Consider the following 15,036-nt stretch of genomic DNA (forward strand, 5'->3'; position numbering starts at 1 on the left):
GGCCTTTGGGCCAATTGAGGTGATGATGTTCGATTCGCTGAGCGATCGTCTGGGTGGGGTATTCGACAAGCTGCGGGGGCGTGGTGCGCTCACGGAGGACGATGTCCGCGCCGCGATGCGCGAGGTGCGAATCGCGCTGCTGGAAGCCGACGTCGCGCTTCCTGTCGTGCGCCAGTTCGTCGATCAGGCGACCGAGCGGGCAGTGGGCAGCGACGTGCTGCGGTCGGTCACGCCGGGGCAGATGGTCGTCAAGATCGTGTCCGACACGCTCACCGAAACGCTGGGGTCCGACACGTCGGACCTGATGATCGACGTGGCCCCGCCCGCCGTCATCATGATGGTCGGTTTGCAGGGGTCGGGCAAGACGACCTCCACGGCCAAGATCGCCAAGCGGCTGAAGGACAAGGACCGCAAGAAGGTGCTGATGGCGTCGCTCGACGTCCAGCGCCCGGCCGCGCAGGAACAGCTGGCGGTGCTGGGCACCCAGTGCGATGTGGCGACCCTGCCGATCGTCGCCGGGCAGCAGCCGGTCGACATCGCCCGCCGCGCGCTCCAGTCGGCCAAGCTTCAGGGCTTCGACGTGGTGATGCTCGACACCGCTGGTCGCCTGCATGTCGATCAGGCGCTGATGGACGAGATGAAGGCGGTGGCCGATGTGGCGACGCCTGCCGAAATCCTGCTGGTGGTCGACTCGCTGACCGGGCAGGACGCGGTCAATGTGGCGCAGAGCTTTACCGCGCAGGTGCCGCTGACCGGCGTGGTGCTGACCCGGATGGATGGCGACGCGCGCGGTGGTGCGGCGCTGTCGATGCGCGCGGTCACCGGCCGCCCGATCAAATTTGCCGGTACTGGCGAAAAGCTCGACGCGATCGAGATATTCCACCCGCAGCGCGTGGCGCAGCGCATATTGGGCATGGGCGACGTCGTCAGCCTGGTCGAGCGTGCCGCCGAGAGCATCGATGCGGACGAAGCCGACAAGCTGGCCAAGAAAATGGCCAAGGGTCAGTTCGACATGAACGACCTGCGCGCGCAGCTCAGTCAGATGCGCCGCATGGGCGGGTTGGGCGCGCTGGCGGGGATGATCCCTGGCCTTAAGAAAGCGCAGGCGGCGATGGCCAATAGTGGCGCGAACGACAAGACGCTGATCCATCTCGACGCGATGATCGGATCGATGACGCCCAAGGAGCGGGAACGCCCGGCGCTCATCAACGCCAAGCGCAAGATCCGCATCGCCAAAGGCTCCGGCACCACGGTGCAGGAAGTCAACCGGCTCCTGAAAATGCATCAGGAAATGGAAGGCGCGATGAAGAAGATCCGCAAGATGGGCGGCCTTAAAGGGCTGGCCAAGATGTTCACCGGCGGTGGCATGGGCGGATTGGGCGGTCCCGACGGCGGACAGGGCGGCCCGCCCGATCTGTCCGGGCTGGGCGGCCTTGGCGGATTGGGCGGCAACATGCCCAAGCTGCCGCCCGGCTTTCAGAATTTCATGAAGAAGTAGCCCGTCATTCCGGCGGATGCCGGAATCCAGTGTCGGATGGGAATGACCAGTCGCTCTGGATGCCGGATCAAGTCCGGTATGACGATTAATGCAAGTATATTCGTAGTTTACGTCAGAAAGGTAAGTTCCATGGCAACGTCCATTCGTCTCTCGCGCGGTGGTTCCAAGAAGCGCCCTTATTATCGCATCGTCGTGGCCGACAGCCGCGCGCCGCGTGATGGCAAGTTCATCGAGCGCATCGGCAGCTATAACCCCGTCCTGCCCAAGGGCGACGAAAAGCGCGTCGTTCTGGACGTGGAACGCGCGAAGCATTGGGTTGCCGCCGGCGCCCAGCCGACCGACCGCGTCGCCCGTTTCCTCGACGCCGCTGGCGTGAAGGAGCGGATCGTGCGCAACAACCCGAACAAGGGCGTGCCGGGCCAGAAGGCCAAGGACCGCGCCGAAGATCGCGCGACCAAGCTGGCCGAGGCGGAAGAAGCCCGCATCGCCGCCGAGGAAGCCGCCAAGGCACCTGCCGAAGCGCCTGCCGCCGAAGAAGCGCCTGCTGAAGAAGCCGCTGCCGAACAGGCCGAGGGCTGATTCTCTTGACCGACAAGCCCGTCACTCTCGCCGCGATCATCGGCGCGCATGGGGTGGCGGGCGAAGTCCGCCTGAAACTGTTTGGCGACGGGGTGGAAAGCCTCAAAAGCTATGACGGTTTCGATGCGGGCGGGCGCAGGCTGACATTGAAGTCGGTGCGCCCCGGTTCCAATGGTGCGGTCGCGCGCTTTGCCGAAATCGGCGATCGCAGCGCGGCCGAAGCCATGCGTGGCACGGCGCTGACCGTCCCGCGTTCCGCCCTGCCGCCGCTGGCCGAGGGCGAATATTATCATGCCGACGTGATCGGCCTGCCTTGCCTGTCGAGTGACGGCGAAGCGCTGGGCGAGATCATCGCGATAGAGAATTTCGGCGCTGGCGACATTATCGAGGTTCAGCGGCCATCGGTCGAAGGCAAGCCGGGCAAGCGCTTCATGGCCCCGATGCACGCCGTCACGCTGGAAGCCGAACGGGCGGTGATTGACGCGGCATTCGTGGAATAGTATATACTGAACGTATATACGGAGATCCGCGGTGAGCGAAGAGTATAAGGCCAAGATTTTCAAGTCGGGCAACAGCCTGGCCTTGCGTCTGCCCAAGGCTCTTGGCTTCAAGGAAGGGGCCGAAATGACCCTGCGCGAGGATCATGGCCGCTTCACGTTCGAGCCAGCTCAGAACGAGCGCAAGATCGATGTCAGCAAATTCGCGGGCAAGGCACCATGGCTGGAGCCGTTGTCGCGCGAGGATTTCGATGACAGTCCTCGCGATTGGCACCTGATGGGTCGTGATGCGTCCGGGGCATGATGCGGCTGCTGGACACCAATAGCTGCATCTATGTCTTTACCGGCATCTATCCGTCGCTGATTGCCCGGATGGCGGAGCAGGCGGCTGGCAGCCTCTTCATATCGTCCATCACCTATGCGGAACTGGCCTATGGGACGGTGCGGGGCAAGCCGCCGCCGCCCGATGTGCTGGCGGCCTTTGTCGCGGAGATCGCTATTCTTCCCTTCGACGAGGCGGCTGCGCAGGCTTATGCGGCGCTTCCCTTTCGACGCGGCAGTTTCGACAGTCTGATTGCGGCGCATGCCCTGTCGCTGGACGCCGCACTGGTAACCCGCAACGCAGCCGACTTTGCCGATATAGCCGGCCTGCAAATCGAGGACTGGACACGCTGATGCTTCCCTTCCGCCGGGAACTGGACGCTGCCGTCCGCATCGCCTAAGCGGCGATCATGGTTCAGATCCTTACCGCCCTCTATCTCCTTGCGATGCTGGCCGCTGGCTGGCGGCTGTTCGGGCTTGGCTGGTCGCGGGGCGCGAAGCTGGCGGCGGCGATCGGGCTGGTGTGCCCCGTGCCACTGCTGGTGCTGCTGCCCGGCCTGATCCATCCTGAGCGCCCCTTTGCCGACCTGCTGCGCGCCATCGGACTGGCGCTGCTGGCCTGTGGCGCGCTGTGCCTGGCGGGAGGGGTGTCGGCGGCCTGGCTGCGTGTGCGCCGGCGATGAGCTTTGCCGCGCAGATATTGACGCTCTACCCGGAGATGTTTCCGGGGCCGTTGGGCGTGTCGCTGGCGGGGCGGGCGCTGGCGGAAGGGCGCTGGTCCTGCGCGCCGATCCAGATCCGCGACTTTGCCACCGACAGGCACCGCACGGTCGATGATACGCCAGCAGGCGGCGGCGCGGGCATGGTGCTGCGTGCGGACATCATAGCGCGCGCGGTCGATCATGCGATCGCGCAGCGGCCCGACCTGCCGGTCATCGCCATGACCCCGCGCGGCGCGCCGATCACCCAGGCGCGCGTCCGCGCGCTGGCCGATGGTCCCGGCGCGACGATATTATGCGGGCGATTCGAGGGGTTTGACGAGCGAATCTTCGATGCCCGGCCGATCGAGCAGGTCAGCATGGGTGACATCATCCTGTCGGGCGGGGAAATGGGCGCGCTGATGCTGCTGGATGCTTGCGTCCGGCTGCTTCCCGGTGTAATGGGCGCGGCTTCCAGTGGGGTGGAGGAGTCCTTTGAAACGGGGCTGCTCGAATATCCGCACTATACCCGACCAGTCGAATGGGAGGGGCGCACGATCCCGCAAGTGTTGCGATCGGGGGATCATGCGAAGATCGCCGCCTGGCGGAAACAACAGGCGGAGGTCGATACACGGTCACGGCGGCCGGACCTTTGGGAACGTCACATCGGCGTTCGGGTCCAGTCGCCCTCTGGCGCGCAACGCGACTTGAAGGACTGACGTTTCATGAACATCCTCCAGCAGATCGAGGCGGAAAGCATTGCCGCCCTGGCCAAGGACATTCCCGATTTCCGCCCCGGCGACACGCTGCGCGTCGGCGTGAAGGTCGTCGAAGGCGACCGTAGCCGCGTCCAGAATTATGAAGGCGTGTGCATCGCGCGTTCGAACAAGGGCATGGGCTCCAACTTTACCGTTCGCAAGATTTCGTTCGGCGAAGGCGTGGAGCGCGTGTTCCCGCTCTATTCGCCCAACCTCGATTCGATCGTCGTCGTCCGCCGTGGCGTCGTGCGTCGTGCGAAGCTCTATTATCTGCGCGGCCGCACCGGCAAGCGCGCGCGCATCGCCGAACGCCGCGACGTGCGCACCGAGGGTTGATTGTAAAAATCAATTCTTGACAGTTGTAAAAAGAAACAGGCGGTGGTCCAATGGACTGCCGCCTTTTTCTATATGTTACAAATATTTGACCCTGCGGCGGAAGCCTCCGCCTGACACGAGCCTGACCGGATTCGCGCAGGCCCAAAAAAGGGCCATTTCGCCCATAGTGGATTTGTGTCAGCCTAACGTTTCCAAATGTTGCTGAACGATGTTGCACTGAAACTCGCGGTTTCGGGCTCGGTGATCTGTAACCTTGTTGGGTGGAATAAGTCGGGAAAGGGACGGGATGTCGAGAAGGCCTCTGTAAAAGAGAAATTAGGGGGCTTTTTTGATGACATATCAGGGACTGATTTCGCGCGGCGCCATAGCCGTTGCGCTGCTCTATTCGATGCCCGTTCTGGCGCAGGACGCCGTGCCGCAGGCCGCTGTCGAGGACGCGCCCGGCCAGACCATCATCGTTACCGGCACGCGTCGCACCGACCGCACCGTTGCGGAATCGCCGACGCCGATCGACGTCTATTCCGGCGTCGAGCTGCAAAAGCAGGGCACGGCGGACATGAATCAGGTGATCCAGAATCTCGTCCCCTCCTTCTCCGTCGCGCGCTACGCGATCGGCGATGGCTCCTCCTTCGTTCGGCCGCCCAACCTGCGCGGCCTTGCCCCCGACCAGACGCTGGTGCTGATCAACGGCAAGCGGATGCATCGTTCCGCACTGGTCCAGATCAGCGCCAACGCGCAATCGGCGGGCGCGCATTCCGCCGATCTGGCGCAGGTGCCCGCGATTGCGATCCGCGCGGTCGAAGTGCTGCGTGACGGCGCGTCGGCGCAATATGGGTCCGACGCGATCGCGGGGGTCATCAACATGACGCTGCGCGACGATACGGACGGTTTTTCGGGCTATGCCCGCTATGGCCAATATTATCGTGGCGATGGTGAGGATTATCAGCTCGCGCTCAATGGCGGGTTCAAGCTGGGCGATGCCGGTTTCATCAACATCAGCGGCGAATATGTGAATGCGGGCAAGACCAGCCGGGGCGTGACCCGCGCTGGCGCGCATCTGCTGGCGCAGGAGCAGCCGACGATCGGCGTGCCCAAGCTGGCGCAGCGCTACGGCAACCCGGCGATGGAATCCTATCGCTTCTTCGTCAATGGCGGCTTCGATCTGGGCGAAAGCTCCATCTATTTCTTCGGTAATTATGGCCACAGCTTCCAGGAAGAAAGCTTCAACTATCGCCAGTCGGTCAATACGTCGGGCGTGGACATTGAAGGCAACAGTTTCGGCAAGAATGGCATCTTCAACGACTATTTCACCGACTTCAACAATATGCTGCCCGGCATTCAGACGGGCGCGGCGGGCGGCAACGTCTATGCGCCCAACGATTATGAAGTCACCACGCGCGACTATACCAAGGTTGCCACCTGTTCCGACCCGCTGGTCCAGAATTGGAGTTGCGTCTATCCCGGCGGCTTCACGCCGATCTTCTTCGGCAAGATCGACGATATTTCGGGCACCGTCGGCTATAAGGGTACATTCGGGTTCGGCCTGAATTACGATATTTCGGGCAGCTACGGCCAGTCGACCCTGCGCTATACGATGAATGGCACGATGAACCCGTCGCTGGGCATCGCGTCGCCGAACGAATTTTACCTCGGCAAGCTGCAACAGCGCGAAACGCTGTTCAACGCGGACTTCAGCTATCCCTGGGAAGTCGGCTTCGCCAGCCCAGTCACGATAGCCTTTGGCGGCCAATATTTCCGCGAATCCTATGAACTGGGCCTGGGTGACCAGCCGTCCTGGGCGATCGGGCCTTATACCGGCAATCTGGTGTTTCATCAGGACGGCACGCCGGTGCTGAACGCGGATGGCACGCAATTGTCGGTCGCCCTGCCCGTCGGCGCCAATGGCTTTCCCGGTTACGGCCCGGCGATTGCGGGCGAAAGCGCGCGCAATTCCAAGGGATTGTATATCGACATCGAAGGGGACGTCACCGATCAGCTCTCTTTCGGCATCGCAGGCCGCTACGAACATCTGTCCGACTTCGGCAATTCGACCACCGGCAAATTTTCTGCCCGCTATGCCGTGGTGCCCGACGTCGTGGCGCTGCGCGGCACGGTGGCGACGGGCTTCCGCGCGCCGACGCCGGGGCAGGTCAACAGCAGCAGCATCGCGACCGGGTTCAACCCCGGCAATCCCAATGCAATCGAATCGATGACGCTGCCGGTCACCAGCCCGGTCGCCGCCTTCCTGGGCGCGACGCCCCTGAAGCCGGAAGAATCAGTCAGCTTCTCGCTGGGCACCGTGTTCACGCCCGCGCCCGGCTTCACCCTGTCGGTCGATTATTATAACATCAAGGTGAAGGACCGTATCGGCACATCGGGCACGTTCGTGATCGACGATGCGCAGCGGCCGACGCTTCAGTCGCTGGGGCTGGCCAACTATGCGACCGTCAACGAAGTGCAGTTCCTGACCAACGCCTTCGATACCCGCACCCAAGGCGTCGATGTCGTCGGCAGCTATCGCTTTGCGACCGAAACCATGGGCATTTTCAACACGACGCTAGCGTTCAACTATAACAAGACCAAGGTGATCGCGCGCGATCCGACAATCGTGTCCGACGTCCGTGTCGCCCAGCTGGAAAAGACCCTGCCAAAGACCCGCCTCATCCTGACCGAAAACTGGAGCAGCGGCCCCTTGTCCGTGCTGGCGCGGATGAACTGGTACGGCAAATATACCCAGACGGATGATGGTCCGGTGTCGCAGACTTTCGGCAGCGAATTCGTGTTCGACTTTGAAACCAGCTATGAGGTGAACGACAGTTTCACGCTGAGCGTCGGGGTGCAGAATCTGTTCAGCAATTATCCCGACAAATATTCCAACACCAAAGGGACGCTGGGTCCGGTCTATGCATCGACCGGGGGGCGCTTTACTGGCGACATCTATCCTGACGTCTCGCCGTTCGGCTTCAACGGTGGCTTCTGGTACGGCAAGGTCGGCTTCAAATTCTGATCCGGTTCTGACAGGTGAAGGCCGGGCCTCTTGCGGGGCCGGCCTTTGCCGTTTCAAGAGGTGCTCATGATGACTGGCACTCTGACCCACCGCCTTGCCACTCTGGCCGACGAACCCGCGCTTGCCGCGTTGATGCGGCGGGCGATCGATGAATTGCAACGGCCGTTCCTCACGCCTGATCAGGTACGGGCCAGCCATGCCTTCATGGGGCTGGACAGCCGCCTGATCGCAGATGGCACCTATTTCGTGGTGGAGGTGGGGGATGCGATCGCGGGCTGTGGCGGGTGGAGCCGTCGCGCGACGGCCTATGGCGGCAATCACAGCGCGGGGCGTGACGACCGGCTGCTCGATCCGGCGACGGAGGCGGCGAAGGTGCGGGCGATGTACACCCATCCCGACCATGTCCGCAAAGGCGTGGGCACGCTCGTCCTCTCGCTCTGCCAGGCCGCGGCGTGGGCGGAAGGTTTTGCTGCGCTGGAATTGTCCGCCACATTGGCGGGCGCGCCGCTCTATCGCAGTTTCGGCTTTGTCGACGTGCGCGCTTTCCAGGATAGCGGCGTGCCGATGATGCTGATGCGCAAGGCTGTTGTTTGACCGGCCGTGCGGTCAATCATATTGGACCAATACGCTGAAACTGCCGCGATAGGCGCCGGGCGCCTGATTGGCGCGGACCTGTAGCGTGCCGAAAATCTGGAACACGGCTTCGCCCCCGTTCAGGCGGATGTGCGAATGGGACTGGCTGAGGCTGGCCGATATGCGATTGCCAGCCGCGTTGGTGAGGTTCACCGTCGATTTGTCGAGACTGATTTCCACCCGCTCATTTGGCCGGCCATGCAGGGTAAAGGCCGCCGCGCTGGCGCTGCCCATGCAGACCAGCCCGTTGCTGCACACGCGGCTATTGTCGGCACGAATTCGCACGACGCCCGGCTGGCCGGGCACCGCCAATTGCCCGAAATTGAGATCGCTTGTTTTCTCGATCCGCAGCGCGCCCAATATCGTCGCGCTGGACCCGCCGGTCGCAGGCGCAGCACTGGCGACCGGGGCGGTCGCCAATGCCAGCATCATGCTGGCAGCCAAGATCAGGCGTCGGATCGTCATCCGACCGGCTTTGCCACGACATGGTAAAGCCCGAATTAACGCTGTTTGTCAGTGATCCGGCAAGCTGCGCCCGCGGCTGGTCCACCACAGGCCGCCCAGGCTGATCAACGCGGCCAGCGACATATAGAGGCCGACGAGCGCAACGCCCTGCACCCCGATCAGCCAGGTCGCGACGATCGGGGCCAGCGCGCCGCCGATGATGCCGCCCAGATTGAAGGCGAAGGACGCGCCGGTGTAGCGCAACTGGATCGGGAAGAGGGCAGGCAGATAGGCGCCCAGCGGGCCGTAGATGAAGCCCATCATGAAGAGCGCGAGGCTGAGCGCCACGAAGATGGGCAGCAGCGCGCCGGTGCCGATCAGCGGACCAAAGACAAGCCCCATCCCGACCGTACCGACACAGCCCCAGGCCAGGGCAGTGGTGGGGCTGCTGCGGTCGGCCCACCATCCGGCCAGGATGATGCTGGCCGCCATGAACAGGATGGCCCCCAACTGGATGGCGAGGAAGATTTCCCGGTCGATCCTCAGCGCGGTGGTGCCGTAACCAAGCGCAAAGGCGGTGGCGATATAATAGACCGCAAAGCAGGCGGCGCAGGCAAAGGTGCCGGCGATCGCCGCACCCAGATGGGTGGAAAGCAGGGTAGCGAGCGGTACGGCGGGCGGCGGCGTTTCCTTTTGCGCAGCGGCAAATTCCGGGGTTTCGGTGAGTTTGAGGCGCACCCACAGGCCCAATATCACCAGCACGGCGCTGCCCAGAAACGGCAAGCGCCAGCCCCAGGCCAGGAAATCCTGTTCGCTGAGCAGCGCCCCCAGGATCAGGAACAGGCCGTTGGCGGCGATGAAGCCGACCGGCGCACCTAGCTGCGGGAACATGCCGAAGCGCGCGCGCCAGCCGGGCGGCGCATTTTCCACCGCCAGCAGGGCCGCGCCGCCCCATTCGCCGCCCAGCCCGAAGCCCTGACCAAAGCGCAGCACGCACAGGATGAGCGGCGCCCAATAGCCGATCATCGCATAGGTCGGCAGGAAGCCGATCAACAGGGTGCAGCCGCCCATCAGCATCAGCGATGCGACCAGCGTCGCCTTTCGCCCGACGCGATCGCCATAATGGCCGAACACCGCTGCGCCCACAGGACGCGCGAAGAAGGCGAGGGCCAGGCTGCCATAGGACGCCATCAGCTGCGCGGTGGGGGAGGAGGAGGGAAAGAAGAGCGAGGGAAAGATCAGGCTGGCGGCGGTCGCATAGATGTAGAAGTCGTAAAACTCGACTGCCGTGCCGACCAGGCTGGCGGTCAGCACCCGCTTGTACCGCCACATTTCACCGATGCCGCTCATCCGTGCCCCCGCACCCGCCATCCTCAACCCTTTCTTTTCTGGTTCAGCAGTTCATAGGCCATCACGGCGGTCGCCACCGCCGCGTTCAGGCTGTCGGCCTTCCCCAGCATCGGCATCTTGACCAGCAGGTCGCATTCCGCCTCGTAGGATTCGGGCAGTCCCTGCGCTTCATTGCCGACGAGCAGGAAGGACGGGCTTTGATAGCGCGGTTCCTGATAATCCTGCGTGGCTTTCAGGCTGGTGCCGATCAGTTCGCCCGGTCCCTGCCGCAACCAGTGCATGAATTCGCCCCAGCGCGTCTGGGTGATCGATTGAGTGAACAGCGCGCCCATCGATGCGCGCACCGATTCGACCGAGAAGGGGTCGACGCAATCGTCGATCAGGATCAGCCCGCCTGCGCCCACCGCATCGCCGGTGCGCAATATCGTGCCCAGATTGCCCGGATCGCGCAGCGATTGCGCGACGATCCAGATGTCGGCGCTGTTGCGGTCCAGCCTGTCCAGCGGGGTCAGCCGGTCGCGATAGACGCCGACCACGGCCTGCGCATTGTCCTTGCCGCTGATTTTCGAGAGGATGTCGGCGGACGTTTCGATGACGTCGCCGCCTGCCGCCTCCATCGCCGCGATCAGATCGATCGCCAGCGGGTGGGCGGACCCGGCATGGAACAGCATTTCAGGGAGCACGCCTTCCTCGCGCGCTTCCGTCAGGATGCGCAAGCCTTCGGCCAGAAACAGCCCTTCGGCCTTGCGAAATTTCTTTTCGCGCAGGGATCGGACGCGCTTCACCAGCGGGTTGGAAAATCCGGTGATTTCGCGTGCCACGTTGCGTCTGTTCCCGATTGGCGGAAGAAGCGGCTTCTCTACCGGCGGATTGCATAAAAGGACAGGGGGCATGGAACCTGCGCGCACCCCCATGGATTTGCCGCCCGATCTTGCTTACGGGGGTGAAATGACCACGCCGCATACCAACCACAACCGCATCGAGGACGGATTCTTCCTCGGCCTCGTCATTCTGGTCACGATAGCCTTTGCCCTTGTGCTGGAGCCTTTCTTCGCCGCAGTGCTGTGGGGCGTGATCATCGCGGTCCTGTTCTGGCCCATAAACCAGCGGATCGCGGCCCGGATGCCGGGTCATCGCAACAGTGCGGCGCTGCTGACGCTGCTGCTGATCATTGCGATCGTCATCATCCCCGCCATCCTGTTGTCGGTCGCGCTGATCCAGGAAGCGGTGCATTTCTATGCCCAGATCCAGTCGGGCAAGATCGATTTTGCGCGCATGTTCGCGCAGATGCAGAACGGCTTGCCGGAATGGGCGCATGGCATGTTACGGCGGATCGGGTTCAGCAATTTCGATGCCGCCCGCGTCACCGTGACCAACGGCATTACCAGCAGTTTCCGTACGTTGGCCGGGCAGGCGTTGCTGATCGGGCAGGGGGCGTTCAGCTTCATCGTTGCGCTGGGCGTCATGCTCTATCTCGCCTTCTTCCTGCTGCGCGACGGGGAACGGCTGTCGCAACGCTTCGCCGATGCTGCGCCCCTGCGCCCGCATCAGCGCGAGGCGCTGTTGCACCGCTTCGTCGTGGTGATCCGCGCCACGGTGAAAGGCAGCCTGGTGGTCGCCATCGTGCAGGGCTTTATCGGCGGGGTCATCTTCTGGATGCTGGGCATTCAGGGCGCGCTGCTGTGGGGCGTGCTGATGGGCGCATTTTCGCTACTGCCCGCCATCGGATCGGCGCTGGTGTGGGCGCCGGTCGCCCTCTATCTGTTTGCGACCGGGGCGATTTGGCAGGGCGCGGTGCTGGTGGGGGCCGGGGCGCTGATCATCGGATCGGTCGACAATCTGCTGCGCCCGATACTGGTTGGCCGCGAAACGCGAATCCCTGACTATGTCGTGCTGATTTCGACGCTGGGCGGGATCGAGATGTTCGGCTTTAACGGCATCGTCATCGGCCCGGTGATCGCGGCATTGTTCATCGCGACGTGGAACATCTTTACCCAGATGCGGCGGGAAGGCGAAGTGGGGCAATAGGGCCGCAGGCTACATCCGTTCGGGCCGCGCTTGTCGAAGCCATCCACTGAGCGGAGCGACGTGCCTCCCTGCGGTCGGTTGAGCCCTTCGACTTCGCGCAGGGCGAACGGATATGTCTACTCTTCCCCGAATTTGTCTTCGACCAGGCCGACCAGCTTGCCCAGGGAATCGGCGGCGTCCGGCCCGGTTGCCTTGATGGTGATGCTGTCGCCCATGGCCGCGCCCAGCATCATCAGCCCCATGATCGAGGTGCCGGTCACGTCGCTGCCATCCTTGCTGACGATGATGTTGGCGGGCAGGCCGCTGGCCAGCGTCACGAATTTGGCGCTCGCGCGGGCGTGGAGGCCGCGTTTGTTGCTGATGAGGACTAACTGGCTGACTTCATTCATGTGGTGCTGCCCAACAGTTCCGACGCAACGCTGATATATTTCTGTCCCGCCTCCCGCGCGGCGGCGACGGCGGCTTTCACGTCCATCACCTTGCGCGCGCTTTCCAGCCGGATCAGCATGGGCAGGTTGATGCCCGCGATCACCTCGATCTCGCCCGCCTTGAGCAGCGAAATCGCCAGATTGGATGGGGTGCCGCCGAACAGGTCGGTCAGCAATATGACGCCGCTGCCGTCGTTCACGCGCGCAACGGCGGTCGCGATGTCGGCGCGGCGCAATTCCATGTCATCATCCGGCCCGATGCAGATCGTTTCGATCTGCTGTTGCGGGCCGACGACATGCTCCATCGCGACGACGAATTCGGTCGCAAGCGACCCATGGGTGACGAGTACAAGTCCGATCATGTGCTTTTGCGGCCCACCTGCTTCATGATATTGCTTTCGGGCCTCCCGGTGGGCGCTTCTCCAGACTATCCTGTGGCGCCGATTCCATATTGCGGTGCGAGACCGTGGGCGAAAAGCCCGCGTCTTGCAAGTATCTGGCGACGCGTTCGGCCACATGGACCGACCGATGCCGTCCCCCGGTGCAGCCAAACGCCACGGTAATATAGGCTTTCCCGGCCTCTGCGTAGCGCGGCAACACTATTTTGAGCAGTTCCTCGATCTTGCCGACCGCTTCCTCATAGGCGGGGTCCGCCATGATATAGGCGGCGACGTCCGCGTCCTGCCCCGTCTTGTCCCGCAGCGCGTCGTCCCAATGCGGGTTGCGCAGGAAACGCATGTCGAACATCAGGTCGGCGTTGCGCGGCATCCCGCGCGAAAAGCCGAAGGACAAGATGGTCAGCACCGGGTCCGACAGCCGCTCACGCGAGAAACGGTCGCGGATCGCCTGTTGCAGGGCGTTGCTGGAGAAGCTGGTGGTGTCGATCACCTGGCTGGCCCAGCGACGCAGCGGCTCGGTCAGTTCGCGTTCGCGCGCGATCCCGTCAGCCGCCGGGCGATCGAGCGCCAGCGGATGGCGCCGCCGGGTTTCGGCAAAGCGGCGCTCCAGTTCGGTGCCGGAGCAGTCGAGGAACAGGGTTTCGACATCATGGCCATGATTGTCGCGCAGCGCCTTGATCCGCTGGACGATGGCATTGGCATCGAACCCGCGCGTGCGCGCGTCGATGCCGAGCGCCAGCGGCCGGTCGTCCGCGCCCGCATGGCCCGCGGGTAGGGGGGTGTCGAGCAGCCGGTCGAGCAGCACCAGCGGCAGATTGTCCACCACTTCCCAGCCCATATCCTCCAGCGTTTTGAGCGCCGTGGTCTTGCCCGCGCCCGACAGGCCGGACAGGAGGAGGATGGATTTGGGGTGAGACTGGGTCATGGGGTGTCCGCCCCCCGATCCGGCATCCGCAGCGCCAGTTCGACCTTGATCGGCGCGGAGGCTTCCAGCGGCGCGATTTTGACGACGCGCACGTTGATCCCGGCCACCGTGCGCATGACCGGCTCCAGCGGCATCCGGTCGACCTTGTCGAACAGATCGACGATCAGCGCGACCGGCACGTCGGCGACATGGGGCATCGCCACGATGCCAAGCCCGCGCACCTCCATCTTGCCGATGATGGTCGCGGGTGCAGTGGCGACCAGTTGCCCGTCCACCCGCTTGACCAGCGTGTAATCATCGCTGATCAGCACCGCCCCTCGGTCGATCAGCCGTAGCGCAAGGTCCGACTTCCCGATCCCGCTCACCCCGCACAGCAGCACCGCGCGGCCGCCAATGGCCACGCTGGTCGCATGAAGCGTTTCGGATGAAAGGGCGCGCGGCATATCTGTTCCACTTGTAGAACAGACTGGGGGAAAGTGGGAACGGGTTTTTGGGACAGGGGCGTGCCACTGTGGGGCGGGGAGGGGGGCGGTTGCGCGGGGGCTTCGTCATTGCGGCGCACGGCGGGATACAGGGTGGTGTGCGTGACACTGGATGCTGACTTTCGTCAGCATGACGGGGAGGTGGTGGGTAGCGGACTGGCGGCTTTTGGACGCTTAACGGCTTTGGCTGCCGTTGGGACATGAAGGAAGCTCGGTGCCGTAAATCATGTCCAAGTGGCCCTTACCGCCGTCAGACCAAATCGTCACGATGTAGTTCTTTCCTCTGATCAGCGGTTGAGCTTCTTGTTGGATTTCCCAACCAACATACCGATCACCGTAAAGAATGATGCTTCGCTGCGGCTGATATGTATGTTCCCGATTGTCAGCCAGGCCGAAGGGTACTTTCGTCTCCCAAGCCAGTCTGGTTCGATATTCGAATACTGACACGCTCCAAGGTCGGGCAACGCTATCTGAGAACCAACCGCGCGTATTCTCCACATGAAAAGCGAGATTTTTCCCGAGGAGGCACGCATAAATTTCGATTGGACTAGGCGAACAAGACGTCAATAGCGTTGCAGATGTTACCGCAACAATCATCGCAAGTTTTTTGTTTTGCGTCTGCATGTGAGGATGGTGCCGAAGCATGGGCGGGAC

19 protein-coding genes are annotated in these 15,036 nt (G+C 63.2%); 11 read left to right on the top strand and 8 right to left on the bottom strand.

Going from position 1 to position 15,036, the window contains the following annotated elements; genetic code table 11:
• Positions 1 to 22: 22 nt before the first annotated feature.
• The 10 genes from ffh (at position 23) to CJD35_RS09265 (ending at position 8,288) form a co-directional block, all read left to right on the top strand.
• Entirely contained in the window at positions 23 to 1,498 is a 1,476-nt protein-coding gene (gene ffh, locus CJD35_RS09220; RefSeq protein ID WP_017181061.1) for a signal recognition particle protein, read from the top strand.
• Between the two features lie 129 nt (positions 1,499 to 1,627).
• Positions 1,628 to 2,077 carry a 30S ribosomal protein S16 gene (gene rpsP / locus CJD35_RS09225; protein ID WP_017181062.1) on the top strand — a complete coding sequence of 150 codons (450 nt, stop codon included), beginning with the start codon at positions 1,628 to 1,630 and terminating at the stop codon, positions 2,075 to 2,077.
• Between the two features lie 5 nt (positions 2,078 to 2,082).
• Positions 2,083 to 2,577: a ribosome maturation factor RimM gene (gene rimM, locus CJD35_RS09230; protein WP_017181063.1), complete on the top strand. Its 495-nt coding sequence runs from the start codon at positions 2,083 to 2,085 to the stop codon at positions 2,575 to 2,577.
• 31 nt (positions 2,578 to 2,608) lie between these two features.
• Positions 2,609 to 2,878 carry an AbrB/MazE/SpoVT family DNA-binding domain-containing protein gene (locus tag CJD35_RS09235; protein WP_019053979.1) on the top strand — a complete coding sequence of 90 codons (270 nt, stop codon included), beginning with the start codon at positions 2,609 to 2,611 and terminating at the stop codon, positions 2,876 to 2,878.
• A complete protein-coding gene (locus tag CJD35_RS09240; RefSeq protein ID WP_017181065.1) occupies positions 2,875 to 3,249 on the top strand; it encodes a type II toxin-antitoxin system VapC family toxin in 375 nt (124 codons plus the stop codon). Before CJD35_RS09235 ends, CJD35_RS09240 begins: the two co-directional genes overlap by 4 nt.
• A gap of 56 nt (positions 3,250 to 3,305) precedes the next feature.
• Positions 3,306 to 3,578: a hypothetical protein gene (locus CJD35_RS09245; protein ID WP_017181066.1), complete on the top strand. Its 273-nt coding sequence runs from the start codon at positions 3,306 to 3,308 to the stop codon at positions 3,576 to 3,578.
• Positions 3,575 to 4,312, top strand: coding sequence for a tRNA (guanosine(37)-N1)-methyltransferase TrmD (gene trmD, locus CJD35_RS09250; protein ID WP_017181067.1), 738 nt, complete (start codon positions 3,575 to 3,577; stop codon positions 4,310 to 4,312). The genes CJD35_RS09245 and trmD overlap by 4 nt, the downstream gene beginning before the upstream one ends.
• Before the next feature lie 6 nt (positions 4,313 to 4,318).
• On the top strand, positions 4,319 to 4,687 hold the full coding sequence (gene rplS, locus CJD35_RS09255; protein ID WP_017181068.1) for a 50S ribosomal protein L19: 369 nt from the start codon (positions 4,319 to 4,321) through the stop codon (positions 4,685 to 4,687).
• Between the two features lie 331 nt (positions 4,688 to 5,018).
• Positions 5,019 to 7,694, top strand: a complete 2,676-nt coding sequence (locus tag CJD35_RS09260; protein ID WP_017181069.1) for a TonB-dependent receptor plug domain-containing protein — start codon at positions 5,019 to 5,021, stop codon at positions 7,692 to 7,694.
• Positions 7,695 to 7,760: 66 nt separating this feature from the next.
• Positions 7,761 to 8,288: a GNAT family N-acetyltransferase gene (locus CJD35_RS09265; protein ID WP_017181070.1), complete on the top strand. Its 528-nt coding sequence runs from the start codon at positions 7,761 to 7,763 to the stop codon at positions 8,286 to 8,288.
• Between the two features lie 12 nt (positions 8,289 to 8,300).
• On the opposite strand, the gene CJD35_RS09270 is transcribed toward CJD35_RS09265, so the two are convergent.
• From CJD35_RS09270 to CJD35_RS09280, 3 genes are read right to left on the bottom strand one after another with little or no spacing between them, the layout of a single operon-like run.
• Positions 8,301 to 8,792, bottom strand: coding sequence for a DUF4402 domain-containing protein (locus tag CJD35_RS09270; RefSeq protein WP_086485406.1), 492 nt, complete (start codon positions 8,790 to 8,792; stop codon positions 8,301 to 8,303).
• A 48-nt stretch (positions 8,793 to 8,840) separates the two neighbouring features.
• A complete protein-coding gene (locus CJD35_RS09275) occupies positions 8,841 to 10,121 on the bottom strand; it encodes an MFS transporter (RefSeq protein ID WP_017181072.1) in 1,281 nt (426 codons plus the stop codon).
• Positions 10,122 to 10,144: 23 nt separating this feature from the next.
• Positions 10,145 to 10,942: a TrmH family RNA methyltransferase gene (locus CJD35_RS09280; protein ID WP_017181073.1), complete on the bottom strand. Its 798-nt coding sequence runs from the start codon at positions 10,940 to 10,942 to the stop codon at positions 10,145 to 10,147.
• 127 nt (positions 10,943 to 11,069) lie between these two features.
• On the opposite strand from CJD35_RS09280, the gene CJD35_RS09285 reads away from it, so the two are divergent.
• Entirely contained in the window at positions 11,070 to 12,149 is a 1,080-nt protein-coding gene (locus CJD35_RS09285) for an AI-2E family transporter (protein ID WP_026002051.1), read from the top strand.
• A 116-nt stretch (positions 12,150 to 12,265) separates the two neighbouring features.
• Here the strand turns inward: CJD35_RS09285 and CJD35_RS09290 are convergent, their stop codons facing one another.
• From CJD35_RS09290 to CJD35_RS22370, 5 genes are all read right to left on the bottom strand, one after another.
• Positions 12,266 to 12,538, bottom strand: a complete 273-nt coding sequence (locus CJD35_RS09290) for an HPr family phosphocarrier protein (RefSeq protein WP_017181075.1) — start codon at positions 12,536 to 12,538, stop codon at positions 12,266 to 12,268.
• The gene (locus CJD35_RS09295; protein WP_017181076.1) at positions 12,535 to 12,939 is read right to left on the bottom strand and encodes a PTS sugar transporter subunit IIA; all 405 of its coding nucleotides are present in this window, start codon (positions 12,937 to 12,939) and stop codon (positions 12,535 to 12,537) included. The genes CJD35_RS09290 and CJD35_RS09295 overlap by 4 nt, the downstream gene beginning before the upstream one ends.
• Before the next feature lie 22 nt (positions 12,940 to 12,961).
• Positions 12,962 to 13,900, bottom strand: a complete 939-nt coding sequence (rapZ, locus tag CJD35_RS09300; protein ID WP_017181077.1) for an RNase adapter RapZ — start codon at positions 13,898 to 13,900, stop codon at positions 12,962 to 12,964.
• Positions 13,897 to 14,343, bottom strand: a complete 447-nt coding sequence (locus CJD35_RS09305; protein WP_017181078.1) for an HPr kinase/phosphorylase — start codon at positions 14,341 to 14,343, stop codon at positions 13,897 to 13,899. The genes rapZ and CJD35_RS09305 overlap by 4 nt, the downstream gene beginning before the upstream one ends.
• 213 nt (positions 14,344 to 14,556) lie before the next feature.
• A complete protein-coding gene (locus CJD35_RS22370) occupies positions 14,557 to 15,006 on the bottom strand; it encodes a hypothetical protein (RefSeq protein ID WP_140159547.1) in 450 nt (149 codons plus the stop codon).
• Between the last annotated feature and the right edge of the window lie 30 nt (positions 15,007 to 15,036).

This window comes from Sphingobium xenophagum, assembly GCF_002288285.1.
Lineage (GTDB): Bacteria > Pseudomonadota > Alphaproteobacteria > Sphingomonadales > Sphingomonadaceae > Sphingobium > Sphingobium xenophagum.